The organism is Isoptericola sp. NPDC058082 (genome assembly GCF_042885055.1).
Lineage (GTDB): Bacteria > Actinomycetota > Actinomycetes > Actinomycetales > Cellulomonadaceae > Isoptericola.
The window spans coordinates 20564-40831 of the sequence record NZ_JBHVSQ010000009.1; the positions used below are offsets into that span (position 1 = coordinate 20564).

A 20268-nucleotide genomic window follows, 5' to 3' on the forward strand; every position below is an offset into this window, starting at 1 on the left:
TCCGTGCGCATCACCAGCGGTAGTGCGCGAAGGCCTTGTTCGAGTCGGCCATCTTGTGCATGTCCTCGCGGCGCTTCACCGCGGCACCGAGGCCGTTGGAGGCGTCGAGGATCTCGTTCATGAGGCGCTCGGTCATCGTCTTCTCGCGACGGGCGCGCGAGAAGTCCGTGAGCCAGCGCAGCGCGAGCGTCGTGGAACGCACGGGGCGCACCTCGACCGGCACCTGGTAGGTGGCGCCACCGACGCGGCGGGAGCGGACCTCGAGGGCCGGGCGGACGTTCTCCAGCGCGCGCTTGAGCACGACGACCGGGTCCTGGTCCGTCTTGGCACGGACGCCCTCGAGGGCGCCGTAGACGATCGCCTCGGCGGTGGACTTCTTGCCGTCGAGCAGGACCTTGTTGATCAGCTGCGTGACGACGGGCGACCCGTAGACGGGGTCGACGATGAGCGGCCGCTTGGGGGCCGGACCCTTGCGAGGCATCAGGCCTTCTCCTTCTTCGCGCCGTACTTGCTGCGGGCCTGCTTGCGGTTCTTCACGCCCTGCGTGTCGAGCGCGCCGCGCACGATCTTGTAGCGGACACCGGGAAGGTCCTTCACACGGCCGCCGCGCACGAGCACGATCGAGTGCTCCTGCAGGTTGTGGCCGACGCCGGGGATGTACGCCGTGACCTCGGTACCGGAGGACAGCTTGACGCGCGCGACCTTGCGGAGCGCGGAGTTCGGCTTCTTGGGGGTGGTGGTGTACACGCGCGTGCACACGCCGCGCCGCTGGGGGGAGGCCTTGAGGGCGGGCGTCTTCGACGCCACGGCCTTCGTGCTCCGGCCCTTGCGGACGAGCTGCTGGATCGTAGGCACTACGTCTCCGTCGTCTTCTCGAGCTCTCGGGGGCCGGCCGGCCCCCGACGGTGGTCTGTCTGGCTGGTGCGCGCCGATCGCATGCGGCACCCGCGGCCCTCACGGACCGCAACGCCACTTACCACCGGCTCGATGGCCCGGGTCAGCTCCCCCGTCCTGACGGACAGTCCGAGCGATCTTCCCGGGGTACCTGTGCGCTCAGGTCGGCGGCGCCTCCGGCAGCCGGCCCGAGCGGTGAGGCTCTGGGCTGACAGCGGGATGCGCGCGCGACGGCACGGGCACGGCTTCCAAGATTACCCGCGGAAGCAAGCGGGGTCAAAGGAACAGGAGGGGCGCACGCTGTGACGTGCGCCCCTCCCGGACTACCTCGTGGTGAGGATCAGCGGATCAGCGGAAGTCTCCGAAGTCCAGGTCCTCCAGCGGGATCGCCTCGCCCGAGCCCATGCCGAGCGTCGGGAAGTCGATCTCGTCGTAGCCGAAGCTCGGGTAGAGCTCGGCCTTGGCCTGCTCGGTCGGCTCGACCTCGATGTTCCGGTAGCGGGGCAGGCCCGTGCCGGCGGGGATGAGCTTACCGAGGATGACGTTCTCCTTGAGGCCCAGCAACGGGTCACGACGACCGCTCATCGACGCCTCGGTGAGCACCCGGGTCGTCTCCTGGAAGGAGGCGGCCGAGAGCCACGAGTCGGTGGCGAGCGAGGCCTTCGTGATGCCCATGAGCTCCGGACGGCCGGAGGCCGGCTGGCCACCCTCCGCCACCGCACGACGGTTCGCGTCCTCGAAGCGGGTCCGCTCCGCGAGCTCGCCCGGCAGCAGGTGCGAGTCACCCGAGTCGAGCACGGTCACGCGACGCAGCATCTGCCGCACGATGACCTCGATGTGCTTGTCGTGGATGTCCACGCCCTGCGAGCGGTAGGTCTCCTGGACCTCGTCCACCAGGTGCTTCTGCGTGGCACGCGGGCCGAGGATGCGCAGCACCTTCTTCGGGTCGACGGCGCCCTGGACCAGCTGGGTGCCGACCTGGACCTGCTCGCCGTCGGCGATCAGGAGGCGGGCACGCTTGGTCACCGGGTAGCGGATCTCCTCGCCGCCGTCGGCCGGCGTGAGGACCAGGTGGCGCGTGCGCTCCGTGTCCTCGATCGCCACGGTGCCGGTGTACTCCGCGATCGGGGCCTCACCCTTGGGGGTGCGGGCCTCGAACAGCTCGGTGACACGGGGCAGACCCTGCGTGATGTCCTCCGCGGAGGCGACACCACCGGTGTGGAAGGTACGCATCGTCAGCTGCGTGCCCGGCTCACCGATCGACTGCGCGGCGATGATGCCGACGGCCTCGCCGATGTCCACCAGCTTGCCGGTGGCCAGGGAGCGGCCGTAGCACTTGGCGCAGGTGCCGACGCGCGACTCGCAGGTCAGCACGGAGCGGACCTTGACGTTCTCGATGCCGGCGGCGATCACCTGGTCGATGATCACGTCGCCCGCGTCCGAGCCCGCCTCGGCCACGACGTTGCCGTCCGCGTCCACGACGTCCGTCGCGAACGTGCGCGAGTAGATGCTCGTCTCGACGCGCGGGTGCGGCACCAGCACGTCGCCGATGCGCTCGGCGACGGGCAGCGTGAGGCCGCGCTCGGTGCCGCAGTCCTCCTCGCGGATGATGACGTCCTGCGACACGTCGACCAGACGACGGGTGAGGTAGCCGGAGTCCGCGGTACGCAGCGCCGTGTCGGCCAGACCCTTGCGGGCACCGTGCGAGGCGATGAAGTACTCGAGGACGGACAGGCCCTCGCGGTAGTTGGACTTGATCGGGCGGGGGATGATCTCGCCCTTCGGGTTCGCCACGAGGCCGCGCATACCGGCGATCTGACGCACCTGCATCCAGTTACCACGAGCGCCCGAGGACACCATGCGGTACAGCGTGTTCCGCGAGTTGCTCTCGAGGTTCTCGCGCATGACCGACGCGATCTTGTCGGTGGCCTGGGTCCAGATCTCGATGAGCTCCTGACGGCGCTCGTCGTCGGTGATCAGACCCTTGTCGAACTGGTCCTGGACCTTGAGGGCACGCTGCTCGTGCTCGTCCAGGATGTCGTTCTTGACCTCCGGCATCGCGACGTCGGAGATCGCGATCGTGACGCCCGAGCGCGTGGCCCACCGGTAGCCGGCGTCCTTCAGCGCGTCGAGCGACGTGGCGACGTCGACCTTCGGGTAGCGCTCCGCCAGGTCGTTGACGATCGTCGAGAGCTCCTTCTTGCCGACGACGCCGTTCTGGAACGGGTAGTCGATCGGGAGCGCCTCGTTGAAGATCGTGCGGCCCAGGGTGGTCTCGAACAGCAGCGGCTGCCCGGGCTCCCAGCCCTCCGGCGCCTCGAAGCCCTTGGTCGGGGGCACGAGGTCCGACATCCGCATCTTGATCGTGGCGTTGAGGTCCAGCGCACCACGGTCGAGCGCCATGATCGCCTCGGCCTGCGAGGAGAACACGCGCCCCTCCCCCGTCGCGCCGGGGCGGTCCGAGGTGAGGTGGTGCAGACCGATGATCATGTCCTGCGAGGGCATGGTCACCGGACGGCCGTCCGACGGCTTGAGGATGTTGTTGCTCGAGAGCATGAGGATGCGGGCCTCGGCCTGCGCCTCCGCGCTCAGGGGCAGGTGGACCGCCATCTGGTCGCCGTCGAAGTCCGCGTTGAACGCGGCGCACACGAGCGGGTGCAGGTGGATGGCCTTGCCCTCGACGAGCTGCGGCTCGAACGCCTGGATGCCGAGGCGGTGCAGGGTGGGGGCACGGTTCAGCAGCACCGGGTGCTCCTGGATGACCTCCTCCAGCACGTCCCAGACCTCGCCGCGGGTGCGCTCCACCATGCGCTTGGCGCTCTTGATGTTCTGCGCGTGGTTGAGCTCGACGAGCCGCTTCATGACGAACGGCTTGAACAGCTCGAGCGCCATCTGCTTGGGCAGGCCGCACTGGTGCAGCTTGAGCTGCGGGCCGACCACGATGACCGAACGGCCCGAGTAGTCGACGCGCTTGCCGAGCAGGTTCTGGCGGAACCGGCCCTGCTTGCCCTTGAGCATGTCGGAGATCGACTTCAGCGGGCGGTTGCCCGGGCCCGTGACCGGGCGTCCGCGGCGACCGTTGTCGAACAGCGAGTCCACGGCCTCCTGGAGCATCCGCTTCTCGTTGTTGACGATGATCTCCGGCGCACCCAGGTCGAGCAGGCGCTTGAGCCGGTTGTTGCGGTTGATCACGCGCCGGTACAGGTCGTTGAGGTCCGACGTCGCGAACCGGCCGCCGTCGAGCTGCACCATCGGGCGCAGGTCCGGCGGGATGACCGGGACGGCGTCGAGCACCATCGCCGTGGGCGAGTTGGTCGTCGTGAGGAACGCGTTGACGACCTTCAGGCGCTTGAGCGCGCGCGTCTTGCGCTGACCCTTGCCGGTGCGGATGGTCTCCCGCAGCGACTGGGCCTCGGCGTCCAGGTCGAAGCTCTCGAGGCGCTTCTGGATCGCCGCGGCGCCCATCGAGCCCTCGAAGTACGTGCCGTACCGGTCGACGAGCTGGCGGTACAGCATCTCGTCGCCCTCGAGGTCCGCGACCTTGAGGTTCTTGAACCGGTCCCAGACCTGCTCGAGGCGGTCCAGCTCCTGGTCGGCACGCTTGCGCAGCTGCGCCATCTCGCGCTCGGCGGAGTCGCGCACCTTGCGGCGCGCGTCGGCCTTGGCGCCCTCGGCCTCCAGCTCGGCCAGGTCGGCCTCGAGCTTGGCGGCGCGGGTGTTGATGTCGTTGTCGCGGCGGTCCGAGATCTCCTTCTTCTCCAGGTCGATCTCGTTCTGGAGGTTCGGGAGGTCCTCGTGGCGGGCCTCGTCGTCGACCCACGTGACCATGTAGGCCGCGAAGTAGATGACCTTCTCCAGGTCCTTCGGGGCCAGGTCCAGCAGGTAGCCGAGGCGCGACGGCACACCCTTGAAGAACCAGATGTGCGTGACCGGGGCGGCGAGCTCGATGTGGCCCATGCGCTCACGGCGCACCTTCGAGCGCGTCACCTCGACGCCGCAGCGCTCGCAGATGATGCCCTTGAAGCGCACGCGCTTGTACTTGCCGCAGTAGCACTCCCAGTCCCGGGTGGGGCCGAAGATCTTCTCGCAGAAGAGCCCGTCCTTCTCCGGCTTCAGGGTGCGGTAGTTGATGGTCTCGGGCTTCTTGACCTCTCCGTGCGACCAGGCACGGATGTCGTCGGCCGTGGCCAGGCCGATACGCAGCTCGTCGAAGACGTTGACGTCGAGCAAGATGTCCTACTTCCTCAAAGCTTTCGAATGTCCGTGGAGTTCAGCTGGTCGCTGGATCAGATCTCGTCGACCGTGGCGGCCGAGTTGGGGCGGCGCGACAGATCGATGCCCAGCTCCTCCGCGGCGCGGTACACCTCGTCGTCGGACTCCTTCATCTCGATGGAGGTCCCGTCGCTCGAGAGCACCTCGACGTTCAGGCACAGCGACTGCATCTCCTTGAGGAGCACCTTGAAGGACTCCGGGATGCCCGAGTCGGGGATGTTCTCGCCCTTGACGATCGCCTCGTAGACCTTCACGCGGCCCGGGACGTCGTCGGACTTGATGGTGAGCAGCTCCTGGAGCGTGTAGGCCGCGCCGTACGCCTCGAGGGCCCACACCTCCATCTCGCCGAAGCGCTGGCCGCCGAACTGCGCCTTACCACCCAGCGGCTGCTGCGTGATCATCGAGTACGGGCCGGTCGAGCGCGCGTGGATCTTGTCGTCGACCAGGTGGTGGAGCTTGAGGATGTACATGTAGCCCACCGACACCGGGTCCGGGAACGGCTCGCCGGAGCGGCCGTCGAACAGCCGGGCCTTGCCGTCGGTCGCGACCATGCGGTCGCCGTCGCGGTTCGGCAGCGTCGTGGAGAGCAGGCCGCGCAGGCCCGACTCCTCGAGGCCGTCGAACACCGGCGTCGCCACCGGGGTCCCCGGCTCCGACTTCGACGCGACCTCGGGCAGGGTCTCCTTCCAGGAGAGGTCCTTGCCCTCGGCCAGCTCGATGTCCCAGCCGCGGCTCGCGACCCACCCGAGGTGCGTCTCGAGGACCTGGCCGACGTTCATGCGGCCGGGCACGCCCAGCGGGTTGAGGATGACGTCGACCGGCGTGCCGTCGGGGAGGAACGGCATGTCCTCCTGCGGCAGGATCTTCGAGATGACGCCCTTGTTGCCGTGACGGCCGGCGAGCTTGTCGCCGACGGTGATCTTGCGGCGCTGGGCGATGTAGACGCGGACCAGCTGGTTCACGCCGGCGGGCAGCTCGTCGCCGTCCTCGCGGTTGAACTCGCGGACGCCGATGACCGTGCCCTGCTCGCCGTGGGGCACCTTGAGGGACGTGTCGCGCACCTCGCGGGCCTTCTCGCCGAAGATGGCGCGCAGCAGGCGCTCCTCCGGGGTCAGCTCGGTCTCGCCCTTCGGGGTGACCTTGCCGACCAGGACGTCGCCCGCGCCGACCTCGGCACCGATGCGGATGATGCCGCGCTCGTCGAGGTCCGCCAGGACGTCCTCGGAGACGTTCGGGATGTCCCGCGTGATCTCCTCGGGCCCGAGCTTGGTGTCGCGGGCGTCGACCTCGTGCTCCTCGATGTGGATCGAGGACAGGACGTCGTCCTCCACGAGGCGCTGCGACAGGATGATCGCGTCCTCGTAGTTGTGGCCCTCCCACGACATGAACGCGACGAGCAGGTTGCGGCCGAGCGCGAGGTCGCCCTCGTCGGTCGCCGGGCCGTCGGCCAGCACGGAGCCGACCTCGACCCGCTGGCCCTCGTCCACGAGCACGCGCTGGTTGTAGCTCGTGCCCTGGTTCGAGCGGCGGAACTTCGCCGCACGGTACGAGCCCGTGGTGCCGTCGTCGTTCGCGACGAGGACCAGGTCCGCGGACACCTCGGTGACCACGCCGGGCTTGGTCGCCACGATGACGTCGCCGGCGTCGACCGCCGCACGACGCTCCATGCCGGTGCCGACCAGCGGCGCCTCGGAGCGCACCAGCGGCACGGCCTGGCGCTGCATGTTCGCGCCCATGAGCGCGCGGTTCGCGTCGTCGTGCTCGAGGAACGGGATGAGCGCCGTCGCGACGGACACCATCTGGCGCGGCGAGACGTCCATGTAGTCGACCTCGGCCGGCGGCAGGTCGTCGGTCTCGCCGCCCTTGGTGCGCACCAGGACGCGGTCGTTGAGGAACGTGCCGTCCACGGCGAGCTCGGTGTTCGCCTGGGCGATGATGTGCCGGTCCTCGTCGTCGGCGGTCAGGTAGACGATCTCGTCCGTGACCTTGCCGTCGGTGACCTTGCGGTACGGCGTCTCGATGAAGCCGAACGGGTTGATGCGACCGAACGACGCGAGCGAGCCGATGAGGCCGATGTTCGGGCCCTCAGGGGTCTCGATCGGGCACATGCGGCCGTAGTGCGACGGGTGGACGTCACGGACCTCCATGCCGGCGCGGTCGCGGGACAGACCACCCGGTCCGAGGGCGTTCAGACGACGCTTGTGCGTCAGGCCCGCGAGCGGGTTGTTCTGGTCCATGAACTGCGACAGCTGCGAGGTGCCGAAGAACTCGCGGATCGACGCCACCACGGGGCGGATGTTGATCAGCGTCTGCGGCGTGATCGCCTCGACGTCCTGCGTCGTCATGCGCTCACGGACCACGCGCTCCATGCGGGACAGGCCCGTGCGCACCTGGTTCTGGATGAGCTCGCCGACGGCGCGGATGCGACGGTTGCCGAAGTGGTCGATGTCGTCGGTCTCGACGCGGACCTCGGTCGGCTGGCCGTCGCGGGTGCCGGGGATGGTCACCAGGTCGGCGTGCAGCGCGGCCAGGTACTTGATCGTCGCGACGACGTCGGTCACGGACAGCGTCGAGTCCGCCAGCGGCGCGTCGACACCCAGCTTCTTGCTGATCTTGTAGCGACCGACCTTCGCGAGGTCGTAGCGCTTCGGGTTGAAGTAGAAGTTCTCGAGCAGCGCGCGCCCGGCCTCGACCGTGGGCGGCTCGCCCGGACGGATCTTGCGGTACAGGTCGACGAGGGCCTCGTCCTGCGTGTGGACGTGGTCCTTCTCGAGGGTGTCGAGCACGGACGGGAAGTCCGCGAACTCCTCGCGGATCTCCGCCTCGGTGAGGCCGAGGGCCTTCAGCAGGACGGTGACGGGCTGCTTGCGCTTGCGGTCGACGCGCACGCCGACGGCGTCGCGCTTGTCGATCTCGAACTCGAGCCAGGCGCCGCGCGACGGGATGACCTTCGCCGAGAAGACGTCCTTGTCGCTCGTCTTGTCGGGGGTGCGCTCGAAGTAGACGCCCGGGGAACGGACCAGCTGCGAGACGACGACGCGCTCGGTGCCGTTGATGATGAACGTGCCGCGCGCGGTCATGAGCGGGAAGTCACCCATGAAGACCGTCTGGCTCTTGATCTCACCGGTCGTGTAGTTCACGAACTCGGCCGTCACGAACAGCGGGGCGGCGAAGGTGAAGTCCTTCTCCTTGCACTCGTCCGCGGTGTACTTCGGCGGCTCGAAGCGGTGGTTCGAGAAGGAGAGGGACATCGACTGGCCGAAGTCCTCGATCGGCGAGATCTCCTCGAAGATCTCCTCGAGGCCCGACGTCGCGGGGACGTCGGAGCGGCCGGCGGCGGTGGCCGCCTCGACCCGGGCCTGCCAGGCAGGGCTGCCGAGGAGCCAGTCGAAGCTCTCGGTCTGCAGCCCGAGGAGGTCGGGGACCTCGAGCGGCTCGTAGATCTTGGCGAAGGAGACGCGGCGGGAAGCGGTGCGGTTCGCGATAGCGTCGGCGGACGGAACAGAAGGGGTGCGCGAGGCAGCCAAGAGGGGTCCTTCCCTGCAGTTCGATGGCACGCTGTACGCTCAGCGAGGCTGCAGGCGCCGGACCGCGGCGGGAGGAACCGGCCCAGGGGTCACGAAGACGTGATCACGGGGGGCGGGACTTCGTCGGCGGGGAGGCGTCGGGGCACAAGCGAGCGCAAAGCGCTAGCGTAGCCAGAACTTCATCGTTTGTCCAACTCGCGCGGGCACACGAGCGGACGCCCTCGGTTCTGGGTCTTTGAGGACGTTGTCTCGGTGGCCGCCATATGCCGCCCAAGAAACGGTTGTCGGACCAGCCTAACCCGTGATAAGCGGCCCCGGCCAGGCATCGGCGCGCGACGTCGGTCACGACACCACACCTCCACAACCGGTCCGCTCCCCCGCGACCCCCCGCGACCCCCCGCGACGTCGTGCGGACGCAGCGAGGCCCGCACCCCGAAGGGATGCGGGCCTCGCGGAAGCGATGCGCGGCTAGGCCGCGGCGATCACTTGACGGTGACGGTGGCGCCGGCGCCCTCGAGGGCAGCCTTGGCCTTGTCGGCCGTCTCCTTGTTCGCGGCCTCCAGGACCGGCTTCGGGGCGCCGTCGACCAGGTCCTTGGCCTCCTTCAGGCCGAGGGACGTGAGCGCGCGCACCTCCTTGATGACCTGGATCTTCTTGTCGCCGGCGGCCTCGAGGATGACGTCGAACTCGGTCTTCTCCTCGGCGGCCTCGGCGCCACCGGCACCGCCGGCGGCGGGGGCGGCAACCGCGACGGCGGCGGGAGCAGCGGCGGTGACCTCGAACTTGTCCTCGAAGGCCTTCACGAACTCGTTGAGCTCGATGAGCGTGAGCTCCTCGAAGGCGGCCAGGAGCTCGTCGGTGCTGAGCTTCGCCATGATGGCGTTCCTTTCGGTTGGTGCGTCCTGGGGCCGGGGGCCCCGCAGAAGCAAGGGAGGGGGTAGTGCTTGCCGCACCGCCGTCAGGCGGCAGCGGCCTCCGATTCCTGCTTCTGACGCAGGGCATCGATGACGCGAGCGGCCTGGGCCGGCTTCGCGCTGAAGGCGTAGGCAGCCTGGAAGAGCTTGGCCTTCATCGCGCCGGCCGTCTTGGCCAGCAGGACCTCGCGGGACTCGAGGTCCGCGAGCTTGGTGACCTCTGCAGCGGTCAGCGGCTTCCCGTCAAGGACACCGCCCTTGATGACCAGTGCAGGGTTCGCCTTGGCGAAGTCACGCAGACCCTTGGCGGCCTCGACCGGGTCGCCGGTCACGAACGCGATCGCGGACGGACCCTTGAGGTCGGCCTCGAACGCGTCGATCCCGGCCTCCTTGGCCGCGATGGACGTCAGCGTGTTCTTCACCACGGCGTAGGTTGCGTTGCCGCTGAGCGACCGACGCAGCTCCTTGAGCTGCGCGACGGTGAGCCCGCGGTACTCGGTCAGCACGGCCGCGTTCGCGTCGCGGAACTTGTCCGCGACCTCCGCGACAGCGGCTGCCTTGTCCGGCCTCGCCATGGCAATCCTTCCGGTGGTGGTGCCACCGGTACCTGCGAAAGAAAAGAGCCCCGGCGCAGGTGCGCACGGGGCTCGGAGCTCACAGCCAGGCTGTGTGGTCGTCGTCGTGTCACCTACGCAGGCCCCCGCACTCTCACGGGACTTCGGTCTTCGGCTTCCCGGGCGAAACGATTCTCATCAGTTCCAGGCAGCGTCGGACGACCGGCGGTCTTGGGTTACCCGAGAACTCTACATGACAGCAGGCCGTGCTCGGCACGCATCCCGTGTGGTACCCACCACTCGCCATGTCATCCTCGCTGACACGTCACAGCACCAGCGGACCGAAGCACACCAGCGGCACCGGCTCGGGCTCGTCCGCCACGGCGTGGGCGAGCGCCGCGCCCGGCCGCAGGCCGTCGCGCAGCCCCTGGTGCAGCACGGGCATCACGCGCACCGCGACGTCGTCCCGCAACGGGGCGACGGCGGCGATCACGGCGCGCGCGCCCATGCGTAGCAGCACGCTCGTCAGCCCGAGCGGTTCGCCGCCGTGCCGGATGCTCGCCGAACCGACGTCGCACGCCGACAGGACGAGCACCGACCTTGACAGATCCCGCCCGTCCAGCTCGTGGGCGAACAGCGGGCCGTCCGCCAGCTGCAGGCTCGAGAACATGGGGTTCTCGGGTTCATGGGTCCCGTGTGCGGCGACGTGGACGACCGGCGCACCCTCGACCGCCTCGGCCACGGCGGCGCACACGGCGTCCGCGCCGGTGAGCAGCCGCGCGCCGCTCCCCCAGACCGCCGCCACCTGCTCCGCCTCAGCAACCCCGTGCACGAGCCCGGACCCGGCGACCGAGAGACCCGGTCCGGGGGACCAGTCCGCCTCGCCCCGTGCGATCCACGAGTTCACCACCGTCGACAGCCCTCGCCGCGAGGGCAGCGCTGCCCACGGCAGCGAGACCAGCCGGTCGCGCGCCGCGACGTAGACGTCCCGCCCTGCGACGTCGAGCGTGCCGAGGAGGAGGGCGTCGAGCCGCCGCAGAGCCGCCTGCACCGACGCGCGGACCACCTCTCGCAACGGCGTGGGCAGCAACGGGTTCGCCAGCGCCTGCTGATCGGCCCGCACTCGTCTCGCCAGCTCGAGGACAGGGGGCGCCGGGCCGAGATCGACCAGGCGCGCTCCACTCCCGTCGAGCCGGATGGCGCGCAGGCGGCCGCCGCTCATCGTCAGGTTTAGGACCACCCGGTCCGACCCGGCGGCGCGCAGCTCCGCCCGCAGCCCGCGCGCGGTGGCCGGGGAGGGCACGCCCCGGTCGCCGCCCGAGTGCCAGGTCCGTTCCCGCGCCCGGTCCTGGAGCCGTCGCGCGTCGCGATGCATCTCGACGCCGCGCATCAGCTCGGCATCCGTCGTGGCCTCGTCCGAACGGAGCAGGCGCGCACGCTCCATCAGCCGACGTGCCGACACGATCAGCTCGGCGGCCTGCTGGTCGTCCGGTGGGCGGACCCGTCCCGACCCCGCGAAGGTCGCACGCCCGCGCTCCAAGGCGTCGAAGAACGCGTCCGGCGACACGGACATCAGCGCCGCGTCGATGTCGACCCCCTGCAGCCGGATGCCGTGCACCGCGGCGGCCGTCACCGCCTCGACCGCCCCGAGCTGTTGACGCTGCACCGCGAGGAGCCGATAGCCCCGTCTGACGGCCGCCAGACCTGCACGCCGAGACCCCGTGCCGAAGCCGCACAGCGCGGCGACGACCTCACCGCGCACGCGCGCGCCGAGGGCCAGGCTGGATCGCGGTGGCAGGGCGCGGAGGCGTTTCTGCGACTCGGTGAACCTGCCCGCGCGAGCCCATGCCTCCGCGGCGAGCAGCCGGGCGTCGATGAGCACCCGGTCCGCGCCGGGCTGGTCCTCGACACGCGCGCAGAGCTCGTCGGCCGCCTGCGCGAGGGGCCGCAGCAGCTCTCGCCGCTCGTCCGCGACGACGAGCCCGAACCGTGAGTCCAAGGCGACGACCTCCGCCCGGAGCGCCATGACCCCGTGGCCCGCCCGCCGGGCACGGTCACGGACCCGCTCGGCGAGCTCCTCAGCCTCCGAGAACCTCGCGAGGCCCGCCAGGCACCGAGCCTGCTCGAGCTCGGCGTCCAACAGGTCGCGTGCGCCACCCGTGGCGGCGAGGATCCCGGCCGCCGTCCGGAGCGCGACCTCCGCATCCGTCAGCAATCCGGCCTCATAGAGCACCGCCGCCTTGTCCATCAGGCCGACGCCGGCATGCTCGGGCGGTGCCGCCTCCGCGGCGGCGTCCATCGCTCGCAGGGCCGCCGGGAGGTCGCCGGCGAGGAACTGCGCGTACCCGAGGTTGTGCTCCGCCATCGGGACCACCTGCTCGTCCCGCAGCGCGCGAGCGATCTCCAAGCACCGTCGAAGGTCGACGACGGCATCGTCGATCGCACCGACCTCGAGCAGGAGGGAGCTCCTGTTGAGGAGGACCGGGAGCATCTCTGCCTCGTCGACAAGGCCGTCCAGCGCGGCGTCGAGCTCGATCCGCGCGCCGTCGTGGTCCCCCGACCGCAGCAGCTGCAGGCCGAGGTTGGCGTGGACGAGGGCCACCATCTCCGCGCTGCCGGCGCGGAGCGCCATCGCCGCCGCCGCGGCCAGCTTCGCCAGGACCACCTCGCGGTCTGCACCGAGCTCGCCCTCGCAGGCTGCGATACCCACGAGGACCCGGGCGCGGACCGCGGCGACCTCCGCCGCCGTCGACTCCCCCTCAAGCCGGTCGAGCCGGACGAGGGCGGCCTCGTAGCGGCCGAGTGTGCTCGAGAACTGGCGATGAGCGCGCGCGTGCGACCGGATCTCGTCGACCTCGGCGCGGACCGTCGCCAGCGCGTCGCTCATGCCTCACCCCCTGTGGATCACCCCGGGGTGGACGTGCCGCCGAGCGACAGGCCTCCCGTCGCCCCGGAGATGGCTCGCCAGATCGCCGCCACCCGCGCCTCATCGCCGTGATCGGCCCGGTCGACCGACTCCGTGAGCGTAGCGTCAGCCGCGCGGGCACGCCGACTCCGGTCCGCGAGCAGCTCACGGGCGATCTCACCCGCGAGGACCGGCGCGGCGAACGACGTCCCGCTCCAGGTCGCGAATCCTCCCTGGAATCCCTCCGGGTCGATCGTCGACCGCACTGCGTCGGCGTACCGCTCCCGCGTGCGCAGAGAAGGCGTGCTCGGACCGTCGAGAGTTCGCGGCACGGTGCTCACCACCGCGGCGCCGGGGCGGACGCACGTCACCCAGGGCCCGTCGTTGGAGAACAACGCCGTCGAGCCGTCGGGGTTGGCGGCCCCCACCGCCAGGATGGGGGGCCGCTCCGTGCTCGTGTCCCGCGGGCTGGTGATGCGTGGAGGAGTGGCGCGTCGGTCCACCTCGGGCGCGAAGGCAGCCGGGAACTCAGGACGTGTCTCGCCGTCGTTGCCCGCCGCCACGACGACCGCGACGCCGGAGTCGCGCAGCCGCGCGAGCACGTCGGACAGAGGGTGGTCCCACTGCAGGTCCTCGGGCTGCTCGTGGTAGTAGCCCATCGGGAGCACCACCACGTCCACCGCGACGTAGCCCTCCTCCCCCGCGAGCCCTCGGCGGTGGAACCGCAGGAGTCGCCGGAGCGACTCGATCACCTCGGACTCGATGGCGGCGCCGGCACCCCCGACCACCCGCACCGGCAGGAGCCGCGCGTCCGGGCAGGTCTGGTGCACGATCCCTGCGATGAACGTCCCGTGTCCCGCGACGGGGTCGAGGGGGCCCGTCAGCGGAGCGGTGCTCGCGCCACCGATCTCGGCGTCCTCCTCCGGCAGCTGCGGCACCGGGTACGTCCCGATGGGCCCGTCGGGCAGGCTCGCTCCGCGGATCACCACGCCGTTGCCGTCGTCCGGGTCCTTCCCCAGCCCGTAGGAGCCGAACCACGGATGCGTCCCGATCCCGGTGTCGACGATCGCGACCACCGGGCGGACCGCCCCGTCCGGGGTCCGCGACTCGTCGCCGTCGTCCCGGGCTCGGCGCGCCGGCGGCGCCCCGAGCCAGGCCACCGGCGACCTCCCCCCGCTGCCGGGCACGCCGTACTCCGCCATCCCGTGGGTGGTGAACGGATGAGTCGTGAACGGCTGCGCCGCCATGGGGTGGGTCGTGAACGGATGGGTCGTGAAGGGGTGCGTCGTGAAGGGGTGCGTCGTGAAGGGGTGCGTCGTGAAGGGATGGGTCGTGAAGGGGTGCGTCGTGAACGGGAGCGCGGTCAGGACGTGATCGAGACTGAGAGACCACGGGGTCGACTCGTCGCGGGCGTCGGCCTCGAGCACCTCCCAGGCGTCGGGCTGCACGTCGGGTCGGTCCGCGATCAGACGAAGCACGAAACCCAGGTCCTCGTCCACCAGATCGAGCGGTGCGGCGTCCGCGGAGGGCTCGGTCCCATGCCGGTACCTGACCTCGACCCCGACGTGACAGCCCTGACGCCGCGCCGCGCGCTCGAAGCCTGCAGCCGCGTCCTCGTCCTCGCTCGGCTCCAGGGAGAGCACCGACGGCAGCGCCTCGGCGCCACCTGGTGCCCGCAGGCGGCCACGGATCGAGTCAGGAAGGCCTCCACGGACCAGGAGACGATCGGCCACGTACCAGGTCGACCCGACCTGGCGCTGCCCGGGACTCCGTCGCGCGGTGCTGGGGTCCAGGAACCGGATCGTCGGCTCGGGCCGGCTCGGCGTCGGTCCTACGGGGCTCTCGGTCACGTGTCCTCCTCGTCACGGGCGCGCCGGATCGGCGCACGTTCAGGGCGGGCGCTCTGCGCCCGATGTCTCAGAGCTCGATGACCGGCGTGGCGACGGTGACGTCGCCGCCGTCGGGCAGGCGCACGAGCAGGCTGGTGGGGCCGCGGTCGACGGCGGTGAAGGCGAAGCGGCCGTCGTCGTCCGCCGTGGTGGTGCGCTCGCCGCCGGGCTGGCGCAGCTCGACGACCAGCGTCGCGGCGGGTGCGACCCAGCCGTCGAGGCGCACGTGGGTGCCGTCGTCGTCGATGGACAGCGCGATCATCACGGTGAGTCGCTCGTGCGTGAACGTGATGGTGCGCGCCTCGAGCGGCGGGGCGTCGCCGCGCACGGACCCGACGGGGGCCTCGATCTGCTGCAGCTCCATGACCTCGGCCTCGAGCCGGGCGAGCGTCATCGCGAACAGCGACCGCTCGACCAGGCCCTCGGGCACCGGGTCGACCGCCTCGACCGCGCGGCCGAGCCGCCCCAGGACCGCGACGTCGTGCGCGTCCAGGGTCTCGTCCTCGCCGGGCACGGGCTCGCCCCACGCGTTCTCGTGCTTCTGGCTCATGTCCACGAGGCATCCCCTTGCTCGGTGAGGACGGCGCGCAGCTTCGCCAGGCACCGTCCCCGTGTGGCGCCGATGCTTCCCACCGGCATGCCGATCGACGCCGAGATCGCCTTGTAGTCCGGGCGGTCGGCGAGCGAGACGAGTCGCAGCAGCTCCTGGCAGCGCTCCGGGAGCCGGCGCAGCGACGACCAGAGGATCCGGTCGCGCTCGTCGGTCAGCACCTCGGCCTCCGGGCCCGGGCGGGCGTCCGGCAGCGCCGCGGCGCCCTCGGTCACGTCGTCCGGCAGCTCGGTGCGGCGGCGCAGGTCCGCACGCCCCTTGCGCACCGTCTCCCAGGCGGCCCGGCGGGCCGTCACGAGGAGCCACTTCAGCACGGCCTTCGGCTCGGCGATCGTGTCCGCGTGCCGCACGAGCGCCGCCCACGTGGACTGCACCACGTCGTCGGCGACGTCCCGGTCGACGCCCTGGGCCCGCACCGTGTGCCACAGCAACGGCGTCGCCTCCCGGACCAGGTCGGTCAGGGCGTCCGTGCGCCCCTCCCGGAACTCCAGGATCGCCCGCGCGGCCCGGTCGCCCAGGCTCTCGTCGGCGTCGGGCGCCCCACCGAGCGGTTCCTCAGTGGCTCGTGTCATGGCTGTTCGCACCTCGGGAGGGCTCGTGGAGAAGCCGGGGCGGCCCCGCCCCGGAACCTCCGAGCCTACGGCGCGCCCCGACGACGCGGCAGGAGGAAGTTGCATCGACATGCAAGGACCTCCTCCGGCAGCGCTCGTGCGGTGCTGCGTACTCGTCATCGCCCGGAAAGAGGACGACCCGCGCCGCGTGATACACGCGGCCCCATCCATCCTGCGGACCGCTCCGAACCACCTCCGAGCGCGGGACCACCCCGCGCCCGAGAGAAGAAGGAGCAGCCACCATGGGCTCGTCCGCGAACCGCCTCCTCGCCGCAGTCTTCGGCGCCGTCTACCTGCTGGTCGGCCTCGCCGGGTTCGTCGTCACGTCAGGCGTCGGCTTCGCCGCCACGGAGGGCGAGAAGCTGCTGTTCTTCGAGGTGAACCCGCTGCACAACATCATCCACGTCGCGATCGGCGCCGCCCTGCTCCTGGCGTCCCGCTCGGTCGCTGCGGCCAAGGGCGTCAACGTGACCGTCGGCGCCGTCTACCTGCTGGTCGGGGTCCTCGGCCTCTTCCTCGTCGGGACGGGCGCGAACATCATCGCGCTGAACGGCGCCGACAACGTGCTGCACCTGGCCAGCGCGCTCCTGCTGCTCGGCGTCGGGCTGGGGGCGGACCGCCGCGCCGAGGCGGGCGTCGCCACGGCATGACCGCGATCGCCGCGCCGGGCCGCATCCTCGTCGCGTTCACCCTGCTCGGCGCGGGCCTCGTGAACCTGGGCGCGGCGCGGAGCACGCTCCCCCGTCCGCAGGGGCTGCTCGCGCTGGTGGCCGGGGTGGCGGAGCTGGTGGTCGCCCTGCTGGTCCTGCGCGGCGTCGTACCCCGCGGGGCGCGGCAGGCCGCCGCGGGGTGGGGGGTCGGGGTCCTCGCGGTCGTCAGCGTCGTCGGCCTCGCCCTCGCCGTGGCGCCGGGCGGCCACTTCGGCGCGGCCGCGGTGGCGGCCGCGACCCTGCAGCTCGCCGGCGCCGCGACGATCGGCGCGACAACCCGGCCGCGCGACGCCGCCCCCGAGCCGGCGGCGGACGGCGCTCGCCGGCCGCACCGCGGTGGTCCGGCCATGACCCTGGCCGGCCTGTTCGCCGGCGCGCTGCTGGTCGCGACGGCCACGACGGCCGGCCTCACCGACACCGACGCGGGTGCGGTCGCCGTCCCGCACGGCGATCACCACCTGCCGGACCTCCCCGGCCTCCCGGAGCACCACCACGGGTCGTGACGGCGGTCCTGGGACGCCGACGGCCCGGCACCCTCGCGGGTGCCGGGCCGTCGGCGGTGGTTCAGCGGGTCCCTGCCGGGATCACGCCTCCTCGAGGAGCTTCGAGGTGCGCGACTGGTCGAGCGGGATGCCCGGGCCCATCGTCGTCGTCATCGTGGCCTTGGTGATGTACCGGCCCTTCGACGACGTCGGCTTGAGACGCAGGACCTCGTCGAGCGCGGCGGCGTAGTTCTCCACCAGCGCCTTCTCGTCGAAGGACGCCTTGCCGATGATGAAGTGCAGGTTCGCGTGCTTGTCGACGCGGAACTCGATCTTGCCGCCCTTGATGTCGGACACGGCCTTGGTCACGTCCATCGTCACGGTGCCGGTCTTCGGGTTCGGCATGAGACCGCGGGGGCCCAGCACCTTGCCCAGGCGACCGACCTTGCCCATGAGGTCCGGCGTCGCCACGGCGGCGTCGAAGTCGGTGTAGCCGGCGGCGACCTTGGCGATCAGGTCGTCACCGCCGACCTCGTCGGCCCCGGCGGCCACGGCCTCCTCGGCCTTGGCGGCGTTCGCGAAGACGATCACGCGGGCCGTCTTGCCGGTGCCGTGCGGGAGGTTGACCGTGCCGCGGACCATCTGGTCGGCCTTGCGGGGGTCGACGCCCAGGCGGAACACGACCTCGACGGTCGCGTCGTACTTGACCGTCGCGGTCTCCTTGGCGAGGCGGACCGCCTCGAGGGGGCTGTACAGGTTCTCGCGGTCGATCTTCTCGGCCGCGGCGCGGTACGCCTTGCTGCGCGTTGCCATCTGCTTCTCCTTCTGCAGTCGTGGTGAGCGGGTCCGCGCGGACCCTGCCACGTGCCCGACGTCGATCGCCGGGACTTGGTCCGAGCCGCCCGGACCGCGCCGGAAGGATCCGGTCACGGTCCGGGCGGCCCGCTCACGGATCACTCCGCGACGGTGATGCCCATCGAACGAGCGGTGCCGGCGACGATCTTCATCGCGGCGTCGATGTCGTTCGCGTTGAGGTCCTGGAGCTTGGTCTGCGCGATCTCGCGGACCTGGTCCTGGGTGAGCTGCGCGACCTTGACGGTGTGCGGGGTCGCGGAGCCCTTGGCCACACCGGCGGCCTTCTTGATGAGCTCGGCGGCCGGCGGCGTCTTCGTGATGAACGTGAACGAGCGGTCCTCGTACACGGTGATCTCGACGGGGACGACGTTGCCGCGCTGCGACTCCGTGGCCGCGTTGTAGGCCTTGCAGAACTCCATGATGTTCACGCCGTGCTGACCGAGCGCGGGGCCGATCGGCGGGGCGGGCGTGGCCGCACCGGCGTTGATCTGGAGCTTGATGAGGCCGGAGACCTTCTTCTTGGGAGGCATGACTCTTCCCTGACTTTCTTGTTCGTGGGCCGACGCCGTGGGCGATGACCCGGTTGCAGTACCGCGTCCGTCAGATCTTGGCGACCTGGTTGAACGACAGCTCGACCGGGGTCTCCCGGCCGAAGATGGAGACGAGGACCTGGAGCTTCTGGGCCTCGGCGTTGATCTCGGAGATCGTGGCGGGCAGCGTGTCGAACGGGCCGTCGGTGACGGTGACCGACTCGCCGACCTCGAAGTCGACCTCGACCGGGGCCTTCGCCGTCGCGCCCGACGCCGCCGCGGCCTTGCCGGCCTCGGGGGCCGTCTCGACGAACACCGGCGCCAGCATCGAGTAGACCTCGTCCAGCGTCAGCGGCACGGGCTGGTGCGTGTGGCCGACGAAGCCGGTCACGCCCGGCGTGTGGCGCACGGCGCCCCACGACTCGTCCGTGAGGTCCATGCGCACGAGGACGTAACCGGGGATGCGGACGCGGCGGACGGTCTTCTTCTGCGCGTTCTTGATCTCGGTCACCTCCTCCATGGGGACCTCGATCTGGAAGATGTAGTCCTCCATGTTCAGGCTCTGGATGCGGTTCTCCAGGTTGGCCTTCACACGGTTCTCGTACCCGGCGTACGAGTGGATGACGTACCAGTCGCCGAGCTGCGAGCGCAGGGTGCGGCGGAACTCCTCGGCCGGGTCCTCGACGACGTCGCCGTCGGCGTCCGACGGGCGCACGTCCTCGTCCGCCTCGTCGGCAGCGTCCTCGTCCTCGGCGGCCTCGTCCTCGACGGTCTCGTCGGCAGCGTCCTCGACGTCCGCCTCGGCCGCCGCGTCCGTGGCGGGGTCCGCGGGCACGTCGAGGTCAGCCGCGGCGCCGTCGGCGTCGGGCTGGGTGGGGTCGACGTTCTCCGTCTGGTCCAGCGGATCCTGGGACACGAACGAACCTGCTTTCTGGAATCTGCTTGCTTCGGGGGCGGGCGTCCGGTGGCCTGCCGAGGTCAGTCGCCGAAGAGGGCGAGGACGCCCAGTCCGATGACCCAGTCGAGGGCCACCACGAACAGCATGACCACGGTGACGAACACCAGCACCACGATCGTGTAGTTGACCAGCTCCGAGCGGGTCGGGGTCACGACCTTGCGGAGCTCCGCCACGACCTGGCGCACGAAGAGCGCGATGCGCGCGAACAGGTTCGGGCGCTTGCCGGTGGCCGACCTGCCCCCGCCGGGCGTCCCCACGGCCTCAGCCGGTGACTCGCTCACTCGCTCTACCCCGTTTCGCGTTCCCGCCGCGGCCACGCCACCTGCCGGCGACGCGCCCACGGCACTGACTCCTGGCGTTCCGGGGTCATGCGGATGGCCCCGCTGCGCGCGGCCCCGCGGGGGATCACGCTGGCAGGGTAGACAGGACTCGAACCTGCAACCTGCGGTTTTGGAGACCGCTGCGCTACCAATTGCGCCACTACCCTTCGTGCTCGACACCCGTGTCGCCACGCTCGAAGCACCCCGGAAGGGCGCGCTCGATCTTGGCGGGCATCA

Annotated in this window: 16 protein-coding genes and 1 tRNA gene; 2 read left to right on the top strand and 15 right to left on the bottom strand. The window is 70.9% G+C overall.

Annotated features, from left to right (window positions below):
• Positions 1 to 10: 10 nt before the first annotated feature.
• The 10 genes from rpsG to ACFVS0_RS13430 form a co-directional block, all read right to left on the bottom strand.
• The gene (gene rpsG / locus ACFVS0_RS13385; RefSeq protein WP_429764774.1) at positions 11 to 481 is read right to left on the bottom strand and encodes a 30S ribosomal protein S7; all 471 of its coding nucleotides are present in this window, start codon (positions 479 to 481) and stop codon (positions 11 to 13) included.
• Positions 481 to 855 carry a 30S ribosomal protein S12 gene (rpsL, locus tag ACFVS0_RS13390; protein ID WP_225564431.1) on the bottom strand — a complete coding sequence of 125 codons (375 nt, stop codon included), beginning with the start codon at positions 853 to 855 and terminating at the stop codon, positions 481 to 483. Before rpsL ends, rpsG begins: the two co-directional genes overlap by 1 nt.
• 387 nt (positions 856 to 1242) lie before the next feature.
• Positions 1243 to 5124, bottom strand: coding sequence for a DNA-directed RNA polymerase subunit beta' (locus ACFVS0_RS13395; protein WP_430550506.1), 3882 nt, complete (start codon positions 5122 to 5124; stop codon positions 1243 to 1245).
• Between the two features lie 56 nt (positions 5125 to 5180).
• Positions 5181 to 8693 carry a DNA-directed RNA polymerase subunit beta gene (rpoB, locus tag ACFVS0_RS13400; protein ID WP_430550507.1) on the bottom strand — a complete coding sequence of 1171 codons (3513 nt, stop codon included), beginning with the start codon at positions 8691 to 8693 and terminating at the stop codon, positions 5181 to 5183.
• A gap of 482 nt (positions 8694 to 9175) precedes the next feature.
• Complete coding sequence (gene rplL / locus ACFVS0_RS13405) at positions 9176 to 9568, bottom strand: 50S ribosomal protein L7/L12 (RefSeq protein WP_430550508.1); 393 nt, start codon at positions 9566 to 9568, stop codon at positions 9176 to 9178.
• Positions 9569 to 9651: 83 nt separating this feature from the next.
• The gene (gene rplJ / locus ACFVS0_RS13410; protein ID WP_429764782.1) at positions 9652 to 10182 is read right to left on the bottom strand and encodes a 50S ribosomal protein L10; all 531 of its coding nucleotides are present in this window, start codon (positions 10180 to 10182) and stop codon (positions 9652 to 9654) included.
• A gap of 304 nt (positions 10183 to 10486) precedes the next feature.
• Entirely contained in the window at positions 10487 to 13048 is a 2562-nt protein-coding gene (locus ACFVS0_RS13415; protein WP_430588241.1) for a CHAT domain-containing protein, read from the bottom strand.
• Between the two features lie 17 nt (positions 13049 to 13065).
• A complete protein-coding gene (locus ACFVS0_RS13420; RefSeq protein ID WP_430588242.1) occupies positions 13066 to 14916 on the bottom strand; it encodes a S8 family serine peptidase in 1851 nt (616 codons plus the stop codon).
• 67 nt (positions 14917 to 14983) lie between these two features.
• On the bottom strand, positions 14984 to 15505 hold the full coding sequence (locus tag ACFVS0_RS13425; protein WP_430550511.1) for a carboxypeptidase-like regulatory domain-containing protein: 522 nt from the start codon (positions 15503 to 15505) through the stop codon (positions 14984 to 14986).
• Complete coding sequence (locus ACFVS0_RS13430) at positions 15502 to 16137, bottom strand: RNA polymerase sigma factor (RefSeq protein WP_430564326.1); 636 nt, start codon at positions 16135 to 16137, stop codon at positions 15502 to 15504. The genes ACFVS0_RS13425 and ACFVS0_RS13430 overlap by 4 nt, the downstream gene beginning before the upstream one ends.
• 281 nt (positions 16138 to 16418) lie before the next feature.
• On the opposite strand from ACFVS0_RS13430, the gene ACFVS0_RS13435 reads away from it, so the two are divergent.
• Together ACFVS0_RS13435 and ACFVS0_RS13440 are read left to right on the top strand one after the other, a co-directional pair.
• Positions 16419 to 16826, top strand: a complete 408-nt coding sequence (locus ACFVS0_RS13435) for a DUF4383 domain-containing protein (protein ID WP_430550513.1) — start codon at positions 16419 to 16421, stop codon at positions 16824 to 16826.
• The gene (locus ACFVS0_RS13440; protein WP_430588243.1) at positions 16823 to 17389 is read left to right on the top strand and encodes a hypothetical protein; all 567 of its coding nucleotides are present in this window, start codon (positions 16823 to 16825) and stop codon (positions 17387 to 17389) included. Before ACFVS0_RS13435 ends, ACFVS0_RS13440 begins: the two co-directional genes overlap by 4 nt.
• A gap of 81 nt (positions 17390 to 17470) precedes the next feature.
• Here ACFVS0_RS13440 and rplA read toward each other — a convergent pair whose 3' ends face one another.
• From rplA to ACFVS0_RS13465, 5 genes are all read right to left on the bottom strand, one after another.
• Entirely contained in the window at positions 17471 to 18181 is a 711-nt protein-coding gene (gene rplA, locus ACFVS0_RS13445) for a 50S ribosomal protein L1 (protein WP_430550515.1), read from the bottom strand.
• A gap of 140 nt (positions 18182 to 18321) precedes the next feature.
• On the bottom strand, positions 18322 to 18753 hold the full coding sequence (gene rplK / locus ACFVS0_RS13450; protein WP_380323551.1) for a 50S ribosomal protein L11: 432 nt from the start codon (positions 18751 to 18753) through the stop codon (positions 18322 to 18324).
• A gap of 70 nt (positions 18754 to 18823) precedes the next feature.
• Entirely contained in the window at positions 18824 to 19669 is an 846-nt protein-coding gene (nusG, locus tag ACFVS0_RS13455) for a transcription termination/antitermination protein NusG (RefSeq protein ID WP_430588244.1), read from the bottom strand.
• A 62-nt stretch (positions 19670 to 19731) separates the two neighbouring features.
• Positions 19732 to 19992, bottom strand: a complete 261-nt coding sequence (secE, locus tag ACFVS0_RS13460) for a preprotein translocase subunit SecE (protein ID WP_430550517.1) — start codon at positions 19990 to 19992, stop codon at positions 19732 to 19734.
• 130 nt (positions 19993 to 20122) lie between these two features.
• A tRNA-Trp gene (locus ACFVS0_RS13465) sits at positions 20123 to 20198 on the bottom strand.
• Positions 20199 to 20268 lie beyond the last annotated feature (70 nt).

Coding starts and splice junctions, on each gene's coding strand:
- rplK (WP_380323551.1), bottom strand. CDS start 18,753: ATGCCTCCCAAGAAGAAGGTCTCCGGCCTCATCAAGCTCCAGATCAAC.
- ACFVS0_RS13415 (WP_430588241.1), bottom strand. CDS start 13,048: ATGAGCGACGCGCTGGCGACGGTCCGCGCCGAGGTCGACGAGATCCGG.
- rpsG (WP_429764774.1), bottom strand. CDS start 481: ATGCCTCGCAAGGGTCCGGCCCCCAAGCGGCCGCTCATCGTCGACCCC.
- ACFVS0_RS13425 (WP_430550511.1), bottom strand. CDS start 15,505: ATGAGCCAGAAGCACGAGAACGCGTGGGGCGAGCCCGTGCCCGGCGAG.
- rplL (WP_430550508.1), bottom strand. CDS start 9,568: ATGGCGAAGCTCAGCACCGACGAGCTCCTGGCCGCCTTCGAGGAGCTC.
- rplJ (WP_429764782.1), bottom strand. CDS start 10,182: ATGGCGAGGCCGGACAAGGCAGCCGCTGTCGCGGAGGTCGCGGACAAG.
- ACFVS0_RS13440 (WP_430588243.1), top strand. CDS start 16,823: ATGACCGCGATCGCCGCGCCGGGCCGCATCCTCGTCGCGTTCACCCTG.
- ACFVS0_RS13430 (WP_430564326.1), bottom strand. CDS start 16,137: ATGACACGAGCCACTGAGGAACCGCTCGGTGGGGCGCCCGACGCCGAC.
- ACFVS0_RS13435 (WP_430550513.1), top strand. CDS start 16,419: ATGGGCTCGTCCGCGAACCGCCTCCTCGCCGCAGTCTTCGGCGCCGTC.
- rplA (WP_430550515.1), bottom strand. CDS start 18,181: ATGGCAACGCGCAGCAAGGCGTACCGCGCCGCGGCCGAGAAGATCGAC.